This window comes from Rhodococcus sp. P4_B6, from assembly GCF_056402215.1.
The window spans coordinates 34,887-55,912 of record NZ_JBFUHV010000005.1 but is presented as its reverse complement, the minus strand read 5'-3'; the positions used below and the strand labels follow the sequence as shown (position 1 = coordinate 55,912).

General features: G+C 68.6%; 22 protein-coding genes and 3 pseudogenes. 5 read left to right on the top strand and 20 right to left on the bottom strand.

Annotated features, from left to right (window positions below):
• Positions 1-50: 50 nt before the first annotated feature.
• Both AC1DWT_RS03515 and AC1DWT_RS03510 read right to left on the bottom strand, forming a co-directional pair.
• Entirely contained in the window at positions 51-1,076 is a 1,026-nt protein-coding gene (locus AC1DWT_RS03515; RefSeq protein ID WP_477919819.1) for a MinD/ParA family ATP-binding protein, read from the bottom strand.
• A 124-nt stretch (positions 1,077-1,200) separates the two neighbouring features.
• Positions 1,201-1,822: pseudogene (locus AC1DWT_RS03510) on the bottom strand (site-specific integrase).
• 109 nt (positions 1,823-1,931) lie between these two features.
• Here AC1DWT_RS03510 and AC1DWT_RS03505 point away from each other — a divergent pair.
• Positions 1,932-3,101 (top strand): multidrug effflux MFS transporter, encoded by a 1,170-nt coding sequence (locus tag AC1DWT_RS03505; RefSeq protein WP_095860767.1) that lies wholly within the window; start codon positions 1,932-1,934, stop codon positions 3,099-3,101.
• Positions 3,102-3,122: 21 nt separating this feature from the next.
• Here the strand turns inward: AC1DWT_RS03505 and AC1DWT_RS03500 are convergent, their stop codons facing one another.
• Positions 3,123-3,902, bottom strand: coding sequence for a siderophore-interacting protein (locus AC1DWT_RS03500; RefSeq protein ID WP_477919750.1), 780 nt, complete (start codon positions 3,900-3,902; stop codon positions 3,123-3,125).
• Between the two features lie 359 nt (positions 3,903-4,261).
• Here AC1DWT_RS03500 and AC1DWT_RS03495 point away from each other — a divergent pair, with 359 nt between their 5' ends.
• Both AC1DWT_RS03495 and AC1DWT_RS03490 read left to right on the top strand, forming a co-directional pair.
• Complete coding sequence (locus AC1DWT_RS03495) at positions 4,262-4,639, top strand: ArsR/SmtB family transcription factor (protein ID WP_072937817.1); 378 nt, start codon at positions 4,262-4,264, stop codon at positions 4,637-4,639.
• Entirely contained in the window at positions 4,636-5,244 is a 609-nt protein-coding gene (locus tag AC1DWT_RS03490; protein ID WP_083395555.1) for an SRPBCC family protein, read from the top strand. Before AC1DWT_RS03495 ends, AC1DWT_RS03490 begins: the two co-directional genes overlap by 4 nt.
• 39 nt (positions 5,245-5,283) lie before the next feature.
• On the opposite strand, the gene dprA is transcribed toward AC1DWT_RS03490, so the two are convergent.
• From dprA to AC1DWT_RS03465, 5 genes and pseudogenes are all read right to left on the bottom strand, one after another.
• Positions 5,284-6,438, bottom strand: coding sequence for a DNA-processing protein DprA (gene dprA / locus AC1DWT_RS03485; protein ID WP_072937816.1), 1,155 nt, complete (start codon positions 6,436-6,438; stop codon positions 5,284-5,286).
• Entirely contained in the window at positions 6,435-7,943 is a 1,509-nt protein-coding gene (locus AC1DWT_RS03480; protein ID WP_477919746.1) for a YifB family Mg chelatase-like AAA ATPase, read from the bottom strand. The genes dprA and AC1DWT_RS03480 overlap by 4 nt, the downstream gene beginning before the upstream one ends.
• The gene (locus AC1DWT_RS03475; protein WP_378690376.1) at positions 7,943-8,299 is read right to left on the bottom strand and encodes a YraN family protein; all 357 of its coding nucleotides are present in this window, start codon (positions 8,297-8,299) and stop codon (positions 7,943-7,945) included. The genes AC1DWT_RS03480 and AC1DWT_RS03475 overlap by 1 nt, the downstream gene beginning before the upstream one ends.
• Before the next feature lie 198 nt (positions 8,300-8,497).
• Positions 8,498-9,370, bottom strand: a complete 873-nt coding sequence (locus AC1DWT_RS03470) for an LLM class F420-dependent oxidoreductase (protein WP_072937813.1) — start codon at positions 9,368-9,370, stop codon at positions 8,498-8,500.
• Between the two features lie 52 nt (positions 9,371-9,422).
• Positions 9,423-9,674, bottom strand: a pseudogene (locus AC1DWT_RS03465) (Lrp/AsnC family transcriptional regulator); the annotation flags it as partial.
• A 6-nt stretch (positions 9,675-9,680) separates the two neighbouring features.
• Here AC1DWT_RS03465 and AC1DWT_RS03460 point away from each other — a divergent pair.
• Positions 9,681-9,890, top strand: a pseudogene (locus tag AC1DWT_RS03460) (MFS transporter); the annotation flags it as partial.
• Positions 9,891-9,941: 51 nt separating this feature from the next.
• On the opposite strand, the gene AC1DWT_RS03455 reads toward AC1DWT_RS03460, so the two are convergent.
• From AC1DWT_RS03455 to AC1DWT_RS03425, 7 genes are all read right to left on the bottom strand, one after another.
• Complete coding sequence (locus AC1DWT_RS03455) at positions 9,942-10,985, bottom strand: patatin-like phospholipase family protein (RefSeq protein ID WP_477919743.1); 1,044 nt, start codon at positions 10,983-10,985, stop codon at positions 9,942-9,944.
• Positions 10,986-11,019: 34 nt separating this feature from the next.
• A complete protein-coding gene (locus tag AC1DWT_RS03450) occupies positions 11,020-11,337 on the bottom strand; it encodes a DUF2469 domain-containing protein (protein WP_005240496.1) in 318 nt (105 codons plus the stop codon).
• A 37-nt stretch (positions 11,338-11,374) separates the two neighbouring features.
• On the bottom strand, positions 11,375-12,055 hold the full coding sequence (locus AC1DWT_RS03445) for a ribonuclease HII (protein WP_072937811.1): 681 nt from the start codon (positions 12,053-12,055) through the stop codon (positions 11,375-11,377).
• Positions 12,052-12,834 (bottom strand): signal peptidase I, encoded by a 783-nt coding sequence (lepB, locus tag AC1DWT_RS03440; RefSeq protein WP_072937810.1) that lies wholly within the window; start codon positions 12,832-12,834, stop codon positions 12,052-12,054. Before lepB ends, AC1DWT_RS03445 begins: the two co-directional genes overlap by 4 nt.
• A gap of 81 nt (positions 12,835-12,915) precedes the next feature.
• The gene (rplS, locus tag AC1DWT_RS03435; RefSeq protein WP_005240490.1) at positions 12,916-13,257 is read right to left on the bottom strand and encodes a 50S ribosomal protein L19; all 342 of its coding nucleotides are present in this window, start codon (positions 13,255-13,257) and stop codon (positions 12,916-12,918) included.
• Positions 13,258-13,351: 94 nt separating this feature from the next.
• Positions 13,352-14,257, bottom strand: a complete 906-nt coding sequence (locus AC1DWT_RS03430) for a hypothetical protein (RefSeq protein ID WP_072937973.1) — start codon at positions 14,255-14,257, stop codon at positions 13,352-13,354.
• A 73-nt stretch (positions 14,258-14,330) separates the two neighbouring features.
• Positions 14,331-16,670 (bottom strand): Tex family protein, encoded by a 2,340-nt coding sequence (locus AC1DWT_RS03425; RefSeq protein WP_179377526.1) that lies wholly within the window; start codon positions 16,668-16,670, stop codon positions 14,331-14,333.
• 75 nt (positions 16,671-16,745) lie between these two features.
• On the opposite strand from AC1DWT_RS03425, the gene AC1DWT_RS03420 reads away from it, so the two are divergent.
• The gene (locus tag AC1DWT_RS03420) at positions 16,746-17,780 is read left to right on the top strand and encodes a serine hydrolase (protein WP_378686069.1); all 1,035 of its coding nucleotides are present in this window, start codon (positions 16,746-16,748) and stop codon (positions 17,778-17,780) included.
• Between the two features lie 21 nt (positions 17,781-17,801).
• Here AC1DWT_RS03420 and trmD read toward each other — a convergent pair whose 3' ends face one another.
• The 5 genes from trmD to AC1DWT_RS03395 form a co-directional block, all read right to left on the bottom strand.
• A complete protein-coding gene (gene trmD, locus AC1DWT_RS03415) occupies positions 17,802-18,494 on the bottom strand; it encodes a tRNA (guanosine(37)-N1)-methyltransferase TrmD (protein WP_072937808.1) in 693 nt (230 codons plus the stop codon).
• Positions 18,495-18,504: 10 nt separating this feature from the next.
• On the bottom strand, positions 18,505-19,056 hold the full coding sequence (rimM, locus tag AC1DWT_RS03410) for a ribosome maturation factor RimM (protein ID WP_072937807.1): 552 nt from the start codon (positions 19,054-19,056) through the stop codon (positions 18,505-18,507).
• 13 nt (positions 19,057-19,069) lie between these two features.
• Positions 19,070-19,312: an RNA-binding protein gene (locus AC1DWT_RS03405; protein ID WP_005240479.1), complete on the bottom strand. Its 243-nt coding sequence runs from the start codon at positions 19,310-19,312 to the stop codon at positions 19,070-19,072.
• Positions 19,309-19,758 (bottom strand): 30S ribosomal protein S16, encoded by a 450-nt coding sequence (gene rpsP / locus AC1DWT_RS03400; RefSeq protein ID WP_072937806.1) that lies wholly within the window; start codon positions 19,756-19,758, stop codon positions 19,309-19,311. Before rpsP ends, AC1DWT_RS03405 begins: the two co-directional genes overlap by 4 nt.
• A 179-nt stretch (positions 19,759-19,937) precedes the next feature.
• Complete coding sequence (locus tag AC1DWT_RS03395; RefSeq protein WP_477919737.1) at positions 19,938-21,023, bottom strand: amidohydrolase family protein; 1,086 nt, start codon at positions 21,021-21,023, stop codon at positions 19,938-19,940.
• Positions 21,024-21,026 lie beyond the last annotated feature (3 nt).

Genomic DNA, 21,026 nt, shown 5'->3' with positions numbered 1-21,026 from the left:
ACTCAGCGCAAATCGTCGCGGCTAGCGCCACTCAGCGCAGATCGTCGCGGCTAGCGCCACTCAGCGACGGCGTGTCTGCCCGCCGACTCCGGGAAGTCGTCCGCGACCATCGCGGCGAGTTCGACGAACGCCTTGCGCGTCTCGGGACGCAGCAGATCCAGATCCACGATCGAGCCCTCGGCGAGGTGCTCGTCGAACGGCACCACCTTCACCGCACGGCACCGGAGCAGGAAATGGTTGGTCAGTTCCGTCATGTCGATCATGCTCGAGCCGGGCCGGGCRGCACTGATCACGACGACGGTGCGGGACACGAGGTGCCCGTAACCGTGGTGCTGCAGCCAGTCCAGTGTGGCGGCGGCGCTGCGGGCGCCGTCGATCGCGGGCGAACTCACCAGCACCAGGGAATTGGCGAGTTGCAGAACGCCGTTCATCGCCGAATGCATGATCCCGGTGCCGCAGTCGGTGAGGATGATGTTGTAGTACACCTGCAGGATGTCGATGGCCCGCCGGTAGTCGTCCTCGCTGAACGCCTCGGAGATCGCCGGGTCCTGCTCGCTCGCGAGCACCTCGAGGCGGCTCGGCGCCTGCGACGTGTGAGCCCGCACGTCCGAATAGCGCCGGATGTCCGCCTCGGCCGCGATGAGGTCGCGGACGGTCGAATGTGTCTGCACTGGAACCCGTTGCGCGAGCGTCCCGAAGTCGGGGTTGGCGTCGACAGCGATCACGCAGTCGCCGCGCAGCGACGCGAACGTCGATCCGAGCCCGATCGTGGTCGTCGTCTTCCCGACGCCGCCCTTCAAGGACAGGAACGCAATTCGATAGTCCCCCTGGATCGGCTGCCGGATCCGGTCGAGGAGTGCGGCGTCACGAGCCTCCCCGGCCGACTCACCCAGGTTCACCGTTCCCCCGGTGAGCCGGTGCAGCCCGCGCCGCCATCCCCGGCTCGGCGCCTTGCGCGCTCGCTCGAGGAGCGCATCCGCAACCAGATCCTGATTGGTCACCTGATGCTGACTCGGCGCAGGAGCGGGGTCGTCCCAGGACTGCTGCCCCCACGGATCCGCCGTGGCATCGCCCACCGGGGTGCCGCCACCGTCGTTCAGCCAGGACGGTTGCGATCGAGTCAAGTCTTCGCGGTCCACTGTTCCCCCGGGATAGTGCAGAAACAACTGCAGATTCGTGGGGCGACGCTACCAAACCGGATCAGGCCCGGGGATGCGCCTGATCGTGCACCGCACCGCAGCCTCGCCACGGACACGTGCGAGTAGAGCTGGGTGGTGGCGAGGCCGGCGTGCCCGAGCAGTTCCTGCACCACGCGCAGGTCGGCGCTGCCCCTCGAGTCGGTGCGTCGCCGCCGTGTGACGCGGCCCGTGCGGGCTCAAGGTTCGGCGCACCGGGGACACTATGAGGCGGTCCCGCAGCGTGATCGGATCGTTCTGCTGCGCGCCCGATTCGGCGGCGTCCATCACGTCGGCCGCCTGCGACTGCCGCAGCACCGGGGGCAGTGCCCGATGGGCCTTCGCGGCGCCCAGCCGGGCGCCGGGATCGGTGGCGATGCGCCGGGTCCGCAGCAGCCAGACTGTGAAGTTGCGCACCGACGACGTCCGCCGGGCGAGTGTGGTCCGGCGATGCCGGCCGCGGACCGGCGCGCCGGCCACGACCGCAGCACCTGGATGTCGAGCTCTCCGAGGTGTTCGTCCGGTGTTGTCGACAACCAGTGCTGCAGCAGCGACTTCGCGTCCGCGGCGTACGCCTTCACGGTGTGCGGCGATCGGCCCCGTTCGAGCCCGAGATGCCGGGTGTACGCCTCGAGTACCAGCTCCAACGGTGCCGGCAGGTCGCTGCTCACAGAGGCAGCAGTCGACTCGGGCGGGACATGAATCAAGCAGCCGCGCCGCTAGAGTTCTTTTGTGCAGCGAACGATCTCCATCCCGATGTTGTGTGTTCTGGCGTTACTGTCCGCGATCGCTCCACTCGCCACCGACATGTATCTCCCCGGCCTCCCCCTGATGACGGAGAGCCTGAACACGTCGGCGCCGAGCGTGCAGCTGACGTTGACCACATTCATGGCCGGGCTCGGGATCGGCCAGCTCGTGGTCGGACCGTTGTCGGACGGCCTCGGTCGCCGTCGCCTGCTGATCGGCGCCACCGTCGTGACGACGCTCGCCGCGATGGCCTGCGCTCTCGCCCCGACCGTCGAAACCCTCATCGCCGCACGACTTTTCCAGGGACTGAGCGGCGGCGCGGCGATCGTGCTCGCCCGCGCCTGCATCGCCGACCGGGCCCGCGGCGACAGCGCCGCCCGGCTCTTCAGCATCATGATGATCATCGGCGGCGTCGCACCGGTGGTCGCGCCGCTGCTGGGCGGGGCCCTGCTCGGGCCGGTCGGCTGGCGAGGGATCTTCTGGGTCCTCACCGCCGCCGGGGTGGCGATGTTCGCGGGCGTGCTGATCCTCGTCCCGGAGACGCTTCCCGAGGAGAACCGGCACGGCGGCGGGCTCACGGCACTCGTCCGGAACCTGCACTACGTCGTCGGCAACCGCGTGTACCTGGGTTACGCGTTCACGTTCATGTTCGGGTTCGTCGCGCTCTTCTCGTACATCTCCGCGTCCCCGTTCGTCGTGCAGAACGTCCTCGGTCTCAGTCCGGGGCAGTTCTCGATGGTGTTCGCCGTGAACGCGGCGGGCATGGTGAGCGCCGCGATCGTGAACACACGGCTCGTCGGCACGTTCCATGCCCGGCAGTTGCTCGGTTTCGGGGTCACGCTGCTCCTGGCGGCGGGCGCCGTACTGCTGCTCGCCGCGACAACGATCGATTCGCCGCCCTGGTGGGCGATCCTGATCCCGCTGTTCGTCTCGGTGTCGAGCATCGGTTTCGTGATGGGCAACGCGACGGCGCTGGCTCAGGGCGAGGTGACCAAGGCGTCCGGCACCGGGTCCGCGCTCCTCGGGGCAGGTCAGTTCGGTCTCGCCGCGGTGGTCTCGCCGCTGGTCGGGATCGCCGGACCCGACAGTGCCGTCCCGATGGCTGTCGCGATCCCGTCGGCGGGCGCCGTGGCCATGCTGTCGCTGCTGGTGCTGACGCGGCGGACGCGCACGTCGTAGCGCGTCCGCCGGGTCAGCGTGTCAGCGGGAGGCACCCTCGCTCGCGGCGAGCTCGGACTTCCACACCCGGAAGCCTTCCTCGGTGCGACCGCGGCGCCAGTATCCGGAGATCGACGCGGAACGAGCGGGGACGCCCCGCTCGTTGCGCACGTAGGAGCGGAGGTTGTGCATCACGGCCTGCGCCTCACCGTGAATGAACACCTGCGCGTCTCCGGGCAGCCATTCGGTGTCGCGGACCGCGGCGACGAGGGGGGCGTTGTCTCCCGACGCCTCGTCCCCGATCCGGTCCGCCGTGTCGCCGCGGTGGATCCACGTGACGTCGACACCCGCGGGCGCGTCGAAGGCGATCTCGTCGTCCGAGCCTGCGACCTCGATGATCACCCTCCCCACCGCCGACGCGTCGAGTTTCTCGACGGACGCCGAGATGGCGGGAATCGCGGTCTCGTCGCCCGCGAACAGGTACCAGTCGGCCGCCGGGTCCGGTGCGAACGCCCCTCCGGGGCCGCGCAGCGTCAGGATGTCACCGGCCGCCGCGGCCGCAGCCCACGGTCCGGCGACGCCGGCGTCGCCGTGGACCACGAAGTCGATCGCGATCTCCCGCGCCGACGGGTCCACCGACCGGACGGTGTAGGTGCGCAGGACCGGCGCTTCGGGGCTTCCGAATTCGAGTTTCGCGTACGCGTCGGTGCAGGCGTTGGGAACGAAGCTGTCGAATCCCGGGTCGCCGAGGATGACCCGCACCATGTGCGGGGTCAGCCATTCGGTCCGGAGCACGGTCAGTGTTGCGGTCGGCTTTGCCACAGGCATCTCTCCAATGAACTCAAGTTGGTTAGTGTTACCTAACTACGGTACAGGAGAGACTGCCGGCAACGGCCGGAGTCGTTTACGAGCCGGAAGCGAACAACAAGCTCAACACGTGCGCGACGAAGTTCCGCCACAAATCCTCGGCTGACCCCATATCTCACTCCTGACGTGACGCTGATCCACCTGTGGGTATCGCATGCGGTTTGCGAGGTGCGTTCCAGAGACGTTTCTACTCCACCTCGTCGCCGATCGGTCGGTTCGACTCACCCTTTGCGCAGGCCGGAGCGTGACGAAGAGTCGAACCGCGCCACACTTCGGTCCTTGCCTATATTGGCGACAACCGATATAAAGGGTGTGTGCATGCGTTCGACGTACTCGGCGACCCCGTTCGGCGGCGGATCATGGAACTCCTGTCCGAGGGCGAACTCTCGGCCGGTCAGGTGACCGAAGTCGCAGCCGCCGAGTTCGGGATCTCACAGCCGACGGTGTCCGGACACCTGCGGGTGCTTCGGGAGAACGGGTTCGCTACGGTCCGGCGCGAAGGCACCAGACGTCTCTACGCGGTCGAGCCTGCACCGCTGCAGGAAGTGGATCGATGGCTCGACGGGTTCCGCCGGTTCTGGAGCCAGCCGCTCGACGCCCTGGCCACCGAACTCGCCCGCGGGAGTCGTCAGGATCCCCGGCCGAGCCGAGCCGCACACCCCGAATCATCGACAGAAGGAGACCGACAGTGAACGAGATCGCCGGTCAGGACACCAGCCTGACGACAGTGCAGCGGAGGATGGGCAACCGGGACATCGCCGAGGGTGCAGCGCGAACGGCGGTGCTCAGGCGACGCTACGACGCGCCGATCGACGACGTCTGGAATGCCATCACGACCCCGGACCGCGTCGACCGCTTCTTCCTCCCGCTCAGCGGCGATCTGCGCGCGGGCGGTTCCTTCGCCCTGCAGGGCCAGGCCAGTGGAGAGATCCTGGCCTGCGACGCCCCACATCTGCTGCGGCTGCAGTGGACTCCGCCCGGCGACCCTGGTTACAGCGACCAGGTCGAGGTCCGGCTGACCGCCGACGGTCCGGACGCGACGTGGTTGGAGTTGGAACAYGCCTCCGTCGCCGACGTCTTCCGCAACGACCCGGACACGGGCTGCTACGGCGTCGGAACGGGCTGGGAAGGTCCCCTGCACTATCTCGGCGAGTACCTGCGCGGCGTCCTGCCGGACCGCCCCAGCACCGAGTGGTACACCTTCGACGAAGCCGAGGAACTGCGCCTCGCCAATTACCGCGGCACGGAATGGGCGAAAGTCGAGGCACAGCACGCGCGGAACACCGGCCACGCCTGAGAACGCATTCAGGTCGCCTGCCCCCGGGCCCGCCCCGTCTCACCGCTGCCGCGACCATCCGGTGTCGTCGGAGCCGACGAAGCCCTCCATCTCCAGCAGCGGGAGCACGGCGCGGACCTGCTCCACCGCGACTCCGGACAGTTCGGACAGTTCCCGGACCCCGCGCGGTCCGGCGGCCGGCAACGCCTCGTACACCAGCAGGGCGTCGCCCGACAGCGCGTCGAGATCGCGGACCACCTCGGGGCCGTCCCGCAGCCCGATCGGCCCGGCCTCCTCCACCACGTCACCGGCGTTCGCGACCAACCTCGCCTCACCCTCCCGAATCATCCGATTGCACCCGGTCGACGACGCCGACGTCACCGGACCGGGCACCGCCATCACCGGACGCCCCAGTTTGCGCGCCCAGCTCACGGTGTTCCGGGCGCCGCTGCGCCAGCCGGCCTCCACCACGACCACCCCGTCGGACAGGCTCGCCACCAACCGGTTCCGCGCCAGGAACCGATGTTTCGCCGGAGTCGTGCCCGGCGCGTACTCGCTGATCACCGCACCGTTCTGCGCGATCTGCCGCAGCAAGCGCGCATGCCCCGCCGGGTACGCGCGATCCACACCACACGCCAGCACCGCCACCGTCAGGCCCCCGACACTCAGCGCCGCACGATGCGCGGCGCCGTCGACCCCGAATGCTGCGCCCGACACGATCGTCCACCCGTCGACGGCGAGATCACCCGCAATCTCCGCTGTCACGTGCTCGCCGTACCCGCTCGCCGCCCGTGTCCCCACAATCGAGATTGCCCGATCGGTGAGTTCGGCCACCGGGCGCGAACCGAGCACCCACAGAGCGAGCGGCGGACCCTCGTCCCGCGACCGCGACAGATTCCCGAAACCGAGGAGCCGCCACTGAGGCCACTCGTCGTCGTCCGGCGTCACGATCCGGCCACCCATTCCCGCCACCAGTTCGAGATCGTCCGCGGCCGTGTCCACATGGGCACGGGCCACCGTCCGCTCCCCCAGCATGTCCGACAGATCCCTTTCCCGCACGGCCCGCGCAGCCTCCTCCGGCCCCACCTCCTCCACGAGACGGGACAGCGCCGGACACGGCCCCTGCACCACCTTCGACAGATACGCCCATGCCAACCGGCGCGGATCGTGAACTCCACTCGGATCCGTTGCGTCACTTCGAATTTCCACCGTCATTGAAAGCTCCGATCACGAAAACCCAACGCGGTGACCACCTGCTCCGGGCCCGGCATGCCCAGCCCGGCCAGATCGCTCACCGTCCACGTCACTCGTAATGCGCGATCGGCCCCCCGGGCCGTGATCAGCCCCTTGCGCAGCGCTCGCTCCACCGGCGCCAGCGCCGGGCGCGCCAACCGGAACTTCTGCCGCAGGGCCGGGCCCGGCACCTCCGCGTTGGTGCGCCACCCGTAGTCGCTCCACCGCTCGCCGGCGGCGGCGCGCGCCTCGGCCACCCGCTGCCGGACGTCCTCGGTGCTCTCGCCGACGTCGTCGATGAACGCTCCGGTCGCGACGGCCTGCATTCGCACACGCAGGTCGACGCGGTCCATCAGTGGTCCCGACAACTTTCCGAGATAGCGTCGCCGGGCGGTCGGCGCGCACACGCAGTCCGCCTCCCGCGGCGGCGCGCACGGGCACGGATTGGCCGCGAGGATCAGCTGGAAACGCGCCGGGTAGCGGGCGACCCCATCCCGTCGCGCGATCCGCACCTCCCCGTCCTCGAGTGGGGTCCGCAGAGCCTCGAGCACCTTGGTTCCGATCTCGGCGCACTCGTCGAGGAACAGCACCCCGCGGTGGGCGCGACTGACCGCACCGGGTTTCGCGACACCGCTGCCGCCGCCGACGAGTGCACTCACCGACGCGGTGTGGTGTGGTGCGATGAACGGCGGCACGTCGATGAGGGGGCGCTCGGGCGGCAGAAGCCCCGCCACCGAGTGGATTGCCGTCACCTCGAGCGATTCACTCTCGGTGAGCGGCGGCAGAACTCCCGGAAGACGTTGCGCGAGCATCGTCTTCCCGACGCCGGGTGGGCCGGTGAGCATGAGGTGGTGCGCTCCGGCCGCCGCGACCTCGATGGCCCAGCGCGCCTCCGTCTGACCCACCACCTCGCTCAGATCGGCACGCACCGGTTGCGCGACCCACTGCGCCGGCTCTGGGTACTCGAGTTCACGCTCCTCTCGCAGCCACGCGATCGCCGCCCTCAGATCGTGCGCGCCGAGCACCTCGACACCACCGACCAGCCCCGCCTCGGGCAGGGACTGCACCGGGACCACCACCGTCGCCCATCCCGCGTTCTTCGCTGCCAGCACCGCGGGCAGGATCCCGCGCACCGACCGGAGCCGCCCGTCCAGCGCCAGTTCGCCGAGCAGAACGGTCTCGCGCAGCCGCTGCCGCTTCACCTGCTTGGCCGCATCGAGCACGGCGGCGACGAGCGCGAGATCGTAGACCGACCCGACCTTCGGCAGGGTCGCCGGCGACAACGCGAGAATCACCTTCGAATCCGGCCACTCCTCACCCGAATTCGCGACCGCGGCCCTGATCCGGTCACGCGCCTCCGACAGCGCGGTGTCCGGCAGCCCGACCAGATGCACTGCGGGAAGCCCACGGCCGATGTCGGCCTCGATCTCGACGAGCTGACCGTCCACCCCGGTCACCGCCACCGAATGCGCGCGCCCCAATGCCATCAGAACGCGTCCCGGACGTGCTCGATCTGGGGTTGCGGACCGTGCCCGATCATGATCGCGACGACGTCGAACCGCACCCGCGACCAGTGCCGGCTCGACTCCCGCAACCATTCCACCGCCAGCAAACGGATGCGTCGCTGCTTGGAGAACGTCACCGCCTCGGCCGGAGTGCCGTATCCCAGACCGCGCCGTGTCTTCACTTCGACGAAGACGAGCCAGTCCCCCTCCGCCGCAATGAGATCGACCTCACCGTACCGGGATCGCCAGTTGCGCTCGACGATCTCCATGCCCGCCTCGGTGAGGTACCGGGCGGCCAGATCCTCCCCATGTGCACCAAGCGCGAGATTGTGCGCCACAGCAGCCTCCACCCCGTCCCGCGGCGGCCCACCGATGCGAACCGCGCCTCTCGCACCACCGTGGCCGACCCGTATTCCGGAAGAAGTGCTCGAACTGGGCGAACACTTTGGGCTGTGGATGGATCACACGTTGTGGACAACTCGGCATTCCGCGACGGCCGTGCGCGAGGAAACGCCAGGCCAGGGCTGTCAAGACGGTCAGCCGACGGCCGGCATCCAGCGGCGTGCGAGACCGGCCACCCACTCGGCGGCCTCACCCGGATCCTCGGGTGGTGATTCGACCAGGACGAGTTCGTCGACTCCCGCACCGGCCAGGGCGCCGACGTCGGACGGGTCCACTTCGCGCAGGGCAACGGCCAGGCGCAAGCCGGCGGGATCGCGCCCCGCGTCGCGGCACAGTGCGTGGATCGTGCGGATCCGTTCGGCGACGGCGTCGACGCCGTCCAGGTTGAAGCCGTACCAGCCGTCGCCCCACGCCGCGACCCGACGAAGAGCGGCATCGGTGTTGCCGCCGAGCACGACCGGAATCCGGCGCTCGCGGACGGGTTTCGGGTTGACCCGAATCGAGTCGAAGTGGACGAACTCGCCGTCGAACGTCGCAACGTCGTCACTCCACAGGGTGCGCATCGCCGCGACGTATTCGGCGGCGCGCTCGCCGCGGCGCTCGAACGGAATGCCGAGCGCAGCGAATTCTTCCCTGGACCAGCCGATGCCGACGCCGAGCGTCAGCCTGCCACCGCTCATCAGATCCAGAGTCGCCGCCTGCTTGGCCATGAGCACGGGATTGTGTTCGGGCAGCAGCACTATCCCGGTGGCGACGCCGATCGTCCGGGTGGCTGCCGCGGCGAAGCTCAGCCCGATCATCGGGTCGAGCCAGTCCGCGACAGCGGGGACGGCGATCTTTCCGTCGTCCGCGTACGGGTACCGCGACGCCGATCGGTCCACCATCACGACGTGTTCGCCGGCCCACAGCGTGGCGAATCCGCTGTTCTCGGCGGCTACCGCGACCGCGTCGATCACGGCGCGGCGAGCGCCGGTGCCGATTCCGAGGGCGTGCAACCCGAGGCGCATCGGCCGATCGTCTCACAGTTGCCCGGCCGACGTGCCCGGTTCCGGGACGCACCTATCCGCGCACGTCGAGGCTCCTGGCGTAGTGCTCCTTGAACACCTCGAGGCGCGTCCAGGTCTCCAGCGCCACCACCCCGTCGATCGTCCGGATTTGCTCGGCGAGGGAGTAGAGATCGCCCGACGAATCGGCGGCGACGGTGCCGATCAGGTCGAATCTGCCGAGCGATCGCGTCAGGAATTCGATACCCGGCAGGGCCTCGATCTGCGCGCACGCTTCCCGGTCCCGCGATCCGGGGTTCACACCGATGCAAATGGTGCCGGCGCGCTCTTCGGTGGACTGTCGCCGTTGGTCTCGACACTCATGTACCAGGCCACCGGCAGCGTGTGGCCGGTGATCGGACTCCTGATCGGGATGTGCGCCGTCAGAATCCTCTGCCTGCTCGTGGCTCCGCAGCACGTCGATCACGTCGACGACGAGTCCGTGGGTGACCTCGGCGCCGCGCGGGCGCGGGCCACCAGCTGACACCCCCGTGACGGGAAGGGTCGGTGCTGCGAAGCACCGGCCCTTCCGCCGTCAGCCGGGCTCGCCGTCCGAATCGGCCGGAGACGCGGCGACCGTCGTCGAGGTGAGTCCGGCGTCGTCGAGCGCGCGCCCGGTGAGCACCCGGCCCAGTTCGATCATCTCGGCGGCCCGATGGAAGTCGAGGCTGCGGCACGCGTTCCGGGGAACCCGGACCTGCACGTCCGGTGGGTACGCGGCGAGCTGGTACCGGGCCAACGTCGCCTGCATCACGTCGAGCGAGCGGTTCATCACCGCGAACCGGCTGAACTTCGGGACGGCCACCGCGTCGCCCTCGACCACGGGCTGACCACCGATCAGGGGGCCGTCCGGCTCCTCCGACGGATCCGGGTCGGTGTGCGCGGCGCCGAACCGTCCGACCACCGACCGCACGATGTCCAGGTCACGCAGCTGCGCGGCGCTGCGACGGAAGCGGGCCATCCACTCGTCCACCGGCCGCGAGTCCGCGCTGACGTTCTCCGGGGCCAGCGAACGACCGTCCCGATCCTCCGCGCCCAGGCTGATCCCGACGGTCAGGTCGGCGCTCACCGAGACCAGCGGCGCCATCGGCAGCGGGTCGAGCACCCCACCGTCCGCGAGGACCCTGCCGTTGAGCACATACGGCGTGATGACGCCGGGGATGGCGATCGACGCGCGGATCGCCGCGTCGACGGGGCCGCGCTGGAACCACACCGACCGGCCCGCAGCGAGATCGGTGGCCACGGCGGTATACGGAATGGGAAGGTCTTCGATACGGATCTCGCCGAGGATCTCCCGAACCCGGTGCAGGATCTTCTCGGCGTGGATGGCGCCAGGTGCCGACACCGACAGGTCGAGAAGCCGCACGACGTCCAGCTGGGTCAGACCGATCGCCCACCGGGTGAAGTCGTCGAGCTTCCCCGCGGCGTGGAGGCCACCCACGAGGGCGCCCATCGACGATCCTGCGACTCCGACGATCTCGAATCCGCGCTCCTCGAGTACCTGAATCGCGCCGATGTGGGCGTATCCCCTGGCGCCGCCACTCCCCAGAGCCAGCGCGACGCGCCTCGGTCCGGTCATCGGATGATCGTACGCGGCCGGGAACTTCGGATCGTCAGGACAGACCGTTGTCCGGGAGCCGCAGGTCCGGCTTGTCGAGTTCCTCGATGTTCACGTCCTTGAACGTGATGACGCGGACGTACTTCACGAACCGCGCGGGACGGTACATGTCCCACACCCAGGCATCGGACATGCGCAGCTCGAAGTAGATCTCGCCGTCTGCGTTGTGCGGCAGCAACTCCACCGAGTTGGCCAGATAGAACCGGCGCTCGGTCTCCACGACATAGGAGAACTGACCGACGATGTCCCGATACTCGCGGTAGAGCGACAGCTCCATCTCGGTTTCGTACTTCTCGAGATCCTCGGCACTCATCGGTCTCGGAGTCCTCCTGCTCTGGTGTGAATTGTCATCATCTCGCACTTCCGGAACTGTTATCCACTCGGTGTAGCAGCGCCGCGACATTCGACCACGAGCGGCGGTGCTCCGGGCACGGGCCCAGCTCCTCGAGCGCCGCCAGGTGGGCGGGCGTGTTGTACCCCTTGTGGATCGCGAAACCGTAACCCGGGTGCGTCTCGTCCATCGCGACCATCACCCGGTCCCGCGACACCTTGGCCAGGACGCTCGCCGCCGCGATGCATGCCGCCGCGGCGTCGCCGCCGATCACCGGCAGCGACGGGGCCGGGAGCCCCGGGACGCGGAAACCGTCGGTGAGAACGTAACCGGGGGTCATCGAGAGCCCGGCGACCGCACGCCGCATGCCCTCGATGTTGGCGACGTGGACGCCCATGCGGTCGACTTCCTCCGCCGGGAAGGACACGACGCTCCACGCCACTGCCAGCCGGGTGATGGCCGGGAACAGCTCCTCGCGCGTGCGTTCGGTGAGCTTCTTCGAATCGTCGAGCCGCGCCAGCGCCGGATACGGCTTCGGTGCGAGCACACACGCCGCCACGACGAGCGGGCCCGCGCACGCACCCCGCCCGGCCTCGTCGACACCGGCCACCGGCCCGAGTCCGCTGCGGACCAGGGCCGACTCCATCGTCCGCAGACCGGACGACCTGCGAATGACGATGCGTGGAGGCCAGGAAGTCACTTGCCCTGGATATCGGGTGAACTGATCGTGCCCATCCGCGACGGCGGCAACGCGATGAAGACCGCTTTTCCGATCACGTTGTCGAGCGGGATGGTGCCTTGCATGTCGTCGCCCACGTGGTACCGCGAGTCCGCGGAGTTGCTGCGGTTGTCGCCCATCATCCACAGGTGCCCCTCGGGGACGGTGACGGGACCGAAGCAGCGCGCCGACTTCAGCGCGGTGTCGCAGGTCTGGGAGCCGGGGACGAACGGGAAGTCCATGACGACGTAGGGCTCGTCGAGTGGCTGACCGTCCACCAGGATGCGACCCTGGTCGTCGCAGCATTCGACGGTCTGACCGCCGGTGGCGATCACACGCTTGACGAGGTCGTTTTCGTCCGGCGGGACGAGTCCGACGAGGGAACCGACTTCCTGCGCACCGCGGATCACCACGTTGGAGGAGCGGGTGGAGACGAAATCCTGTGACCACGAATCGGGGCCGCGGAACACGATAACGTCACCCGGTTTCGGATCACCGAAGCGGTAACCGATCTTCTCGACCACGATGCGGTCGCCGGTGCAGCCTGCGCAGCCGTGCAGCGTCGGTTCCATCGATTCCGACGGAATGAGATAGACCCGCGCGACGAACGTCTGCAGCAGAAAACTCAGGACGAGCGCGACCAGAATCAGGATCGGCAACTCGCGGAGGAAGGAGCGGGGCTTCTTCTCGGGCTCCGCCGCACCGCCGTTCGCTGCGGAGGTGGCGGCCGAATCGCCGGTGGTCTCGGATTCCGACGACAATGCCCGCTCCTTCGAAGAATCTGTCACGAAATCAGATTAGCCCGGCACTGCGCGTACGCAGTGCCGGGCTCATCGGAAAGGTCAGCGCTTTTCCTTGATCTTGGCGGCCTTGCCACGCAGATCGCGGAGGTAGTACAGCTTGGCGCGACGGACGTCACCGCGGGTGACGACCTCGATCTGCGCCAGGTTGGGGCTGTGAACCGGGAAGGTGCGCTCGACGCCGACACCGAAGGAGACCTTGCGGACGGTGAAGGTCTCGCGGACGCCGCCGCCCTGACGGCGGATCACGACGCCCTTGAAGACCTGCACGCGCTCCTTGGAGCCTTCGATGACCTTGACGTGCACGTTGAGGGTGTCGCCGGGACGGAACTCGGGAATGTCGTCGCGGAGGGACTTCTTGTCCAGGAAATCGAGAGTGTTCATCGGTGTTCCATCCTTGCGTTTTCGCAGGAGCAGAGGAACCGAGCGGCACCCGGACGTTCGGAGAACACCGGTGCTCGTCTGGTTCGTGCCCAGATCAAGTACTGCTGCCTGGTCCAGGCAACCCGTCCATTGTGCCAGACGCCACGGGGTGAAGCGAAATCGGCGGTGGCGCCGCATGCACCACGTGGTCGAGTTCCACCTCGGCCGCCACCTTGGCATGCTCCGCGGCTTCCTTCACGTGCACCGCGCTGGGAGTGCCGGCGATGAAGTCCTGCACGAAGATCTTGGCCCTGATGACCGGACGCCGCCACTTGCGCTCCCGTTCGAGCGCCCGCAGCATCCGCTTCGGCTTGGACGTGTAGCGCCACCGTGCCCACGGCGCGCTCGGCCTGCTCAGCCGGAGCGCCCCGATCAGCAGGATCGGGAAGACGAACAATCCGAGCAGTCCGGTCCAGATCTTCCCCTTGAGCAGCACCACCGCCGCGATGAGCAGGTTGATCACCGAAGACAGCGCGATCGCTACCCGTACCCAGGGATCCGGGGAGTCCCGGAAGTCGGTGACGTTGATCAGTTCGAGCGGACGGAGCCCGAGGAGCAGCAGACCGGTGACGGCGATCGCGACGAACACGGCATCGACGGACGTCCGGCCCTCGTCCGCCCAGTACACGTCCTGCAGGTAGAAGATCAGCGCGAACTCGTCCAGCACCAGCGCGGCGCCGATCCCGAAGAACGTGGCGAGGACGGCGCCGGTGGTCTGGGTGCCGTCCTCGTACACGGCGATGAGGGCGACACCGGACATGAGCATCGTCACGACGCCGAACACCACGTGGTGGACGTGGTGCCCGCCGGGTTTCACGTTGCCCGGCCACCACGAGACCTCGGCGCGGATCATCCGCACGCTCAGCCGGATGAAGAGGAATGCCGCGAGAAACCCGAGCAGGAAAAAGAGCAGAGGCAGGCGCCCGTGCCCGACGATTTCCCTATCCAGCCATTCGTACATCGGCATCCACTATCCCAGTAAAGAACTGGTCACTCCACGGGAAAGTGGTCGCTCGTGTCGGGATGGTGACCTCCTACTTGCCGAACCCCGCCTTTCGCAGCGCGTCGGCCATCGACCCGCCGGGCGCCGGGCGATTGTCCCGCCCGCGGTCGCGTCCACCCTGCTGCTGCGGCTTGCCTCCGCCGCGCCGGTCCTGCGGCTGCCCGCCTCCCCGCCGGTCCTGCCGCTGCCCGCCACCGCGGGGCCCGTCGTTCTTGCGGCCGCCCGCCCCGACCTCGTCGTCGAGTCGCAGCGTCAACCCGATGCGCTGACGCGCCTCGTCGACCTCGAGGACCTTCACCGTCACCACGTCACCGGACTTCACGACGTCCCGCGGGTCCTTGACGAAGTTGTGGGACATCGCCGACACGTGGACGAGGCCGTCCTGGTGGACACCGATGTCGACGAACGCGCCGAACGCCGCCACGTTGGTGACGACGCCCTCGAGGGTCATTCCGGGCTTCAGGTGCGACACCTTCTCGATGCCTGCCGCGAACGTGGCCGTCTTGAATTCCGGGCGGGGGTCACGGCCGGGCTTCTCGAGTTCACCGATGATGTCGGTGACGGTCGGGAGTCCGAACCGGTCGTCGACGAAGTCGGCAGGGTTCAGACTGCGCAGCGCGGACGTGTTGCCGATGATCTCGCGCACGCCGGTGCCGCTGGATTCGACGATCTTGCGCACCACCGGGTAGGCCTCGGGGTGGACGCTGGACGCGTCGAGTGGGTCGTCGCCGTTGGGGATGCGCAGGAAGCCGGCGCACTGCTCGAACGCCTTCGGCCCGAGTCGCGCGACGTCCTTGAGACCCTTGCGGCTGCGGAACGGGCCGTTCTGGTCGCGGTGCGCGACGATGCTCTCGGCCAGGGACCCGGCGATGCCGGACACGCGGGACAGCAGCGGCACGGACGCGGTGTTGACGTCGACGCCGACCGCATTCACCGCGTCCTCGACGACGGCGCCGAGCGAACGTGCGAGCAGTGTCTCCGACACGTCGTGCTGGTACTGGCCGACGCCGATCGACTTCGGGTCGATCTTCACGAGTTCGGCGAGGGGATCCTGCAGACGCCGGGCGATGGAGACGGCGCCGCGGATCGACACGTCGAGGTTCGGCAGTTCCGCCGAGGCGTACGCGGACGCCGAATACACGGATGCGCCGGCCTCGGACACGACGATCTTCGTCAGGTTGGTGGCGCCGGACTTGGCGATCAGCTCGCTCGCGAGCGCGTCCGTCTCCCGGGAGGCGGTGCCGTTCCCGATGGCGATCAGCTCCACGCCGTGCTTGGCGACGAGGCCGGCGAGTGTGGCCAGGGAGGCGTCCCACTTGTTCTGCGGCTGATGCGGGTAGATCGTCTCGTGGGCCACCACCTTGCCGGTGGCGTCCACGACCGCGACCTTGGTGCCGGTCCGGAAACCGGGGTCCAGGCCCATCGTGGCGCGGGTGCCTGCCGGCGCCGCCAGAAGCAGGTCGCGCAGGTTGGTGGCGAACACGTCGACGGCGTCCTTCTCCGCCGACTGCCGCAGCCGCATCCGGGTGTCGATGCCCAGGGTGACGATCATCTTGGTGCGCCACGCCCACCGCACGGTGTCGAGGAGCCACCGGTCGGCCGGTCGGCCGCGGTCGGCGATGCCGAACCGTCCGGCGATCCGGCCCTCGTAGACGGTGGGCTCGCCCGGGACGGCTTCTTCCGTGTCGGGTGCCAGGGTGAGCGAGAGCACCTCTTCCTTCTCGCCGCGCAGAACCGCGAGGATCCGGTGTGAGGGGAGCTTGCCGAACGGTTCGGAGAACTCGAAGTAGTCGGCGAACTTCGCGCCCTCGGTTTCCTTGCCCTTACGGACTGCGGACACCAGTTGCCCGCGGGTCCACATCAGCTCACGGAGCTCGCCCACCAGGTCGGCGTCCTCGGCGAAGCGTTCGACGAGGATCGCGCGCGCACCCTCGAGCTGTTCCGCCGTGTAGGACGCCGGATCGGCCCTGGGATCGGTGATCAGCGCGTCGGCGACGGGCTCGTGACCGGCTTCGCGTGCGATCTGCGCCTTGGTGCGCCGCTTCGGCTTGAACGGCAGGTAGATGTCCTCGAGGCGCGCCTTCGTGTCGGCGGTCATGATCTGCCCGCGGAGCTGATCGTCGAGCTTGCCCTGCGAATCGATCGACTCGAGCACGGCGTCCCGGCGCTCGTCCAGTTCCCGCAGGTACCGCAGTCGTTCCTCGAGCTGGCGGAGCTGAGCGTCGTCGAGCGTTCCGGTGACTTCCTTGCGGTACCGGGCGATGAAGGGCACGGTCGCTCCGCCGTCGAGGAGGTCCACGGCGGCCGCGACCTGTCCCTCCCGGACGTCGAGCTCCTCGGCAATGCGCTGGTTCACGGTCTTGAGAGTCACGGAAATGGACCCTACCGCTACTCTGGGACAATATCGTCGGCGGTGAGGCCGTCACGGAAATCTCGGGAGAATTTCATGTCCAGGCTGATCCGCTGCCTGACGGTCATGGTCCTCCTGCTGGGTGCGACGCAGGCCTGCACCATCCCGACCGAGACGAACTCCGTGGTCGACATCCCGGTGACCTCACCGGCGGTCGCCACCCCCGACGTTCTCCCCGCCGAGGAACCCGCCGGTGACGGCGTGACCGTGAGCCCCGAGCCGTTCCCCTCCGCGCGGGTTCCCGTCTCCGCACCCCTCGCCGAACGCATCTCGGCGGCAGTCGCGACGGCGGCCGCCGAGCGCGGCGCCGACGTGTCGATTGCCGTCCTGGACCGTGCCACCGGCAGCTATCTGGAGGACGCCGCCACCGAACCGGTCGAAACGGCGTCGCTGGCCAAGCTCTTCGTCGCCGCCCAGATGTATCACCTCGACGCGCTCGGTGAGCGGCCGTTGTCCGACTTCGACCGTCTCCTCCTGAAGCGGATGCTCGAATCCTCCGACGACGACGCGGCCAACACCCTCTGGGACGATCTCGGCGGCTCGGACCTGGTCGTCGACATCGCGCGGCGATACGGACTCGCCGCCACCGCACCGCCCGGGGACGGGTTGTGGTGGAACACCGAGACGACGGCCGCTGACCTCGTTACGTTCTACACCGGGCTCCTCGACGACCGTGACGGCCTCGGCCCCGGGCGCATCGCCGAGTTCGTGGGCTACCTGCGCGCGTCGACACCCGAGGGCATCGACGGCTACGACCAGCGGTTCGGCATCCCCGACGGGTTGCCGGGCGAGAACGTCATCGGGGTGAAGCAGGGCTGGATGTGCTGTGTGGGTGACCGGTGGATCCACGCGTCGACCGGGGTGATCGGGGAGGACAACCGCTACATCGTGGCGGTCGCGTCGCGGGAGGACATCCGGTACGAGGACGACGAGGAGTCGTATCCGGACACCGCGATCACCGATGTCACCGAGGATTCGAGTGCGCAGCACGCACGGGACACGATGACCGGGATCGTGAAGTCCCTGTTCCCCACCGGGGTCGTCGACGACTGGACGCAGCCCCAGGGTTAGCCCCCGGTCCCGGAAAACGTTTCAGGGCAACAGGTCCGGACGACGCTCGGCGGTGCGGTGCAGCGACTGCTCGCGTCGCCACGCCGCCACCTTCGCATGATCGCCCGACAGGAGGACGGGCGGGACGTCGAGTCCGCGCCACGTGGCGGGCCGGGTGTAGCTGGGACCTTCGAGGAGGCCGTCGGAAAACGAATCCTCTTGGTGCGATTGCTGATTGCCGAGGACTCCGGGAATCAGGCGCACGAACGCCTCCGTCATCACCAGCACGGCCGCCTCCCCGCCGATGAGGACGTAGTCGCCGATGCTCACTTCTTCGACGCGCACCCGGCGGGCGGCGTCGTCGAACACCCGCTGATCGATGCCTTCGTAACGCCCGCAGGCGAAGACGATGTGCTTCTCCCCCGCCCAGCGCTCGGCGGTGGCCTGCGTGAAGGGGACACCGGCGGGTGTGGGGACGACGAGCAGCGTGTCGGTGTTCTCGCCGCCGGCGGTGAGGACATCGTCCAGCGCGGGCCCCCACACGGTGGGTTTCATGACCATCCCCGGCCCGCCGCCGTACGGCGAATCGTCGACCGCCTTGTGGACGTCGTGCGTCCAATCCCGCAGATCGTGCACCTCGACCGAGATGAGGCCCTTGTCGATGGCCTTGCCGAGCAACGCCGCGCGAAGCGGTTCGAGGTATTCGGGAAAGATGGTGACCACGTCGAGGCGCATGCCTACCGACTCACTTCCCGTCGGCGGATTCACCGAAGTCGGGATCGAGCAGCCCTTCCGGCGGATCGATCAGGACGACGCCGTCGGCCACGGACACCGACGTGACGATCGCGGCCACGAACGGGACCAGAAGTTCGCCGGACTGTTCACCGGATCGACGGATCGAGAGCAATTCGCCTGCCGCGGAATGCAATACCTCGATGACGGTACCCACCTCGGTGCCGTCCGCGAGGCGCACCGACAGTCCCTCGAGTTCGTGATCGTAGAACTCGTCGGGGTCGTCGGAGGGCACGAGTTCGGCGCTGTCGATGACGAACAACGTGCCCCGCAGGGCATCCGCGGCGGTGCGATCCGGGACGCCCTCGAGGCGCAGCAGAAGCCGCCCGGAATGCTCCCGGGCGGCTTCCACCGTGTACGTGTTCACAGTCTGCTCGCGCGGCTTGTGTCCCCGCAGCACGGCACCCACGGCGAATCGATCCTCGGGTTCGTCGGTGCGAACCTCGACCACGATCTCACCCTTGATGCCGTGCGACTTGGCGACACGGCCGATCACGAGCTCCACTGTTGTAAGGCCTCTACTGGTCGGTGTCGACGACGTCGACACGGATCCCGCGGCCACCGATACCGGAGACCAGCGTGCGCAGAGCGGTCGCGGTGCGACCACCGCGGCCGATGACCTTGCCGAGATCGTCAGGGTTGACGTGCACCTCGACAGTGCGCCCCCGACGCCCGGTGATCAGCTCGACACGAACGTCGTCGGGGTTGGCGACGATGCCACGAACGAGGTGCTCCACGGCATCGGCGACGACGGCACTCACTTGTCAGCAGCCTCGGACTCTGCAGCTGCCTCGGCGGGAGCGTCGGCGTCCTCGGCCTTCGCCTTCTTCTTCTTGGGCGTGATGGCCTCGCCGACGGGCTCGTTCTCGGCCTGCGCGAGCGCAGCCTGGAACAGCTCCAGCTTGGACGGCTTGGCTTCCTTGACGCGGAGGGTGCCCTCGGCGCCCGGCAGGCCCTTGAACTTCTGCCAGTCACCGGTGATCTTGAGGATGGCCTCGACGGGCTCGGTGGGCTGGGCGCCGACGCCGAGCCAGTACTGCGCGCGCTCGGAATCGACCTCGATCAGCGAGGGCTCTTCCTTGGGGTGGTACTTGCCGATGGTCTCGATTGCACGGCCGTTGCGGCGCGTGCGGGAGTCGGCGACGACGATGCGGTACTGCGGGTTCCGGATCTTGCCGAGGCGGGTGAGCTTGATCTTGACAGCCACTGCTGTACTTCTCCTTCAGTGCGCACACGAATGTGCCCACGTGTCACGTGCAATTCGGCGACGCGCAGGAATAGCGCGCCCGGTTTTGCCTCTAATCTGTGACCGCCGCGCGGTGCGTAACCGGATGCGACGAACAGCGGTTCATTCTGCCAGACGAACCCCGTCCGGGGGAAACCAGGTCACCGGGTCTTGACGACGACGCCCCGCAACACCACTACGTCGGGCGCGGCGAGGGTGTCGCTGCTCGCGCGCGGGTCGTTCCGGAAGACCAGCAGATCCGCGGGCGCACCCGCTTCGACACCCGGATGCCCCAACCACGCGCGCGCATCCCAGCACGCGGCGCCGAGCGCTTCGGACGGGGTCAGCCCTACCGCCTTCAGTTCCTCGACTTCGTCGGCGATGCGTCCGTGGACGATGGATCCGCCCGCGTCGGTGCCTGCGTAGATCGGGATCCCCGCGTCGTGCGCGGCGCCGACCGTGTCCTTCACCCGTGAGTGCAGGTCGCGCATGTGCGCGGCGTAGACCGGGAACCGCGAGGCGGACTCGGCGATCTCCGGGAACGTCGCGATGTTGATCAGCGTCGGGACGAGCGCGGTCCCGTGCGAAACCATCAGCTCGATCGTCTCGTCGGTCAGCCCGGTGCCGTGCTCGATGCAGTCGATCCCGGCGTTGATCAGACCCGGGAGCGCATCCTCCGCGAAGACGTGCGCGGTGACGCGAGCCCCTTCGCGGTGCGCCGCCGCAATCGCCTCGACCAGGATGTCATCGCTCCACAACGGCGCCAGGTCGCCCGCGGCGCGGTCGATCCAGTCGCCGACGAGCTTGACCCACCCGTCGCCGGCCCGGGCCTGGCGCACCACCTCGTCCGGCAGCTGCGACTCGTCCTCGAGATCGACCGGCAGTCCGCGGATGTATCGCTTGGGGGCGGCGATGTGCTGCCCGGCGCGGACGATCCTCGGCAGGTCGGGGCGGTCGTCGACGAAGCGGGTGTCGACCGGCGAACCGGCGTCGCGAATCAGCAGGACACCGCAGTCGCGCTCGGTCTCCGCCTGCGTGATCAACCCCTCGACGCTCTCACCACCACCGCCGCCGAACCGGATGCCGACGTGGCAGTGGGCGTCGACGAGACCGGGAACGATCCACCCAGACTCGCAGACAGTATCGGCGCCGGGAATCGGCTCCGTCGAGATCACACCGCTGTCGACCCAGAACTCGACCGGCTGTTCGTCGGGCAGACCGGTGCCCCGGAAATGCAGTGCAGCCATCGG

What these genes read in the sequence shown, in the direction of transcription:
- AC1DWT_RS03430 (WP_072937973.1), bottom strand. Translation starts at nt 14,257, where the DNA reads ATGTACGAATGGCTGGATAGGGAAATCGTCGGGCACGGGCGCCTGCCT.
- dprA (WP_072937816.1), bottom strand. Translation starts at nt 6,438, where the DNA reads ATGACGGTGGAAATTCGAAGTGACGCAACGGATCCGAGTGGAGTTCAC.
- AC1DWT_RS03395 (WP_477919737.1), bottom strand. Translation starts at nt 21,023, where the DNA reads ATGGCTGCACTGCATTTCCGGGGCACCGGTCTGCCCGACGAACAGCCG.
- AC1DWT_RS03470 (WP_072937813.1), bottom strand. Translation starts at nt 9,370, where the DNA reads ATGCGCCTCGGGTTGCACGCCCTCGGAATCGGCACCGGCGCTCGCCGC.
- rplS (WP_005240490.1), bottom strand. Translation starts at nt 13,257, where the DNA reads ATGAACACTCTCGATTTCCTGGACAAGAAGTCCCTCCGCGACGACATT.
- AC1DWT_RS03420 (WP_378686069.1), top strand. Translation starts at nt 16,746, where the DNA reads ATGTCCAGGCTGATCCGCTGCCTGACGGTCATGGTCCTCCTGCTGGGT.
- AC1DWT_RS03455 (WP_477919743.1), bottom strand. Translation starts at nt 10,985, where the DNA reads ATGACCGGACCGAGGCGCGTCGCGCTGGCTCTGGGGAGTGGCGGCGCC.
- AC1DWT_RS03450 (WP_005240496.1), bottom strand. Translation starts at nt 11,337, where the DNA reads ATGAGTGCCGAGGATCTCGAGAAGTACGAAACCGAGATGGAGCTGTCG.
- trmD (WP_072937808.1), bottom strand. Translation starts at nt 18,494, where the DNA reads ATGCGCCTCGACGTGGTCACCATCTTTCCCGAATACCTCGAACCGCTT.
- AC1DWT_RS03480 (WP_477919746.1), bottom strand. Translation starts at nt 7,943, where the DNA reads ATGGCATTGGGGCGCGCGCATTCGGTGGCGGTGACCGGGGTGGACGGT.
- AC1DWT_RS03505 (WP_095860767.1), top strand. Translation starts at nt 1,932, where the DNA reads ATGTTGTGTGTTCTGGCGTTACTGTCCGCGATCGCTCCACTCGCCACC.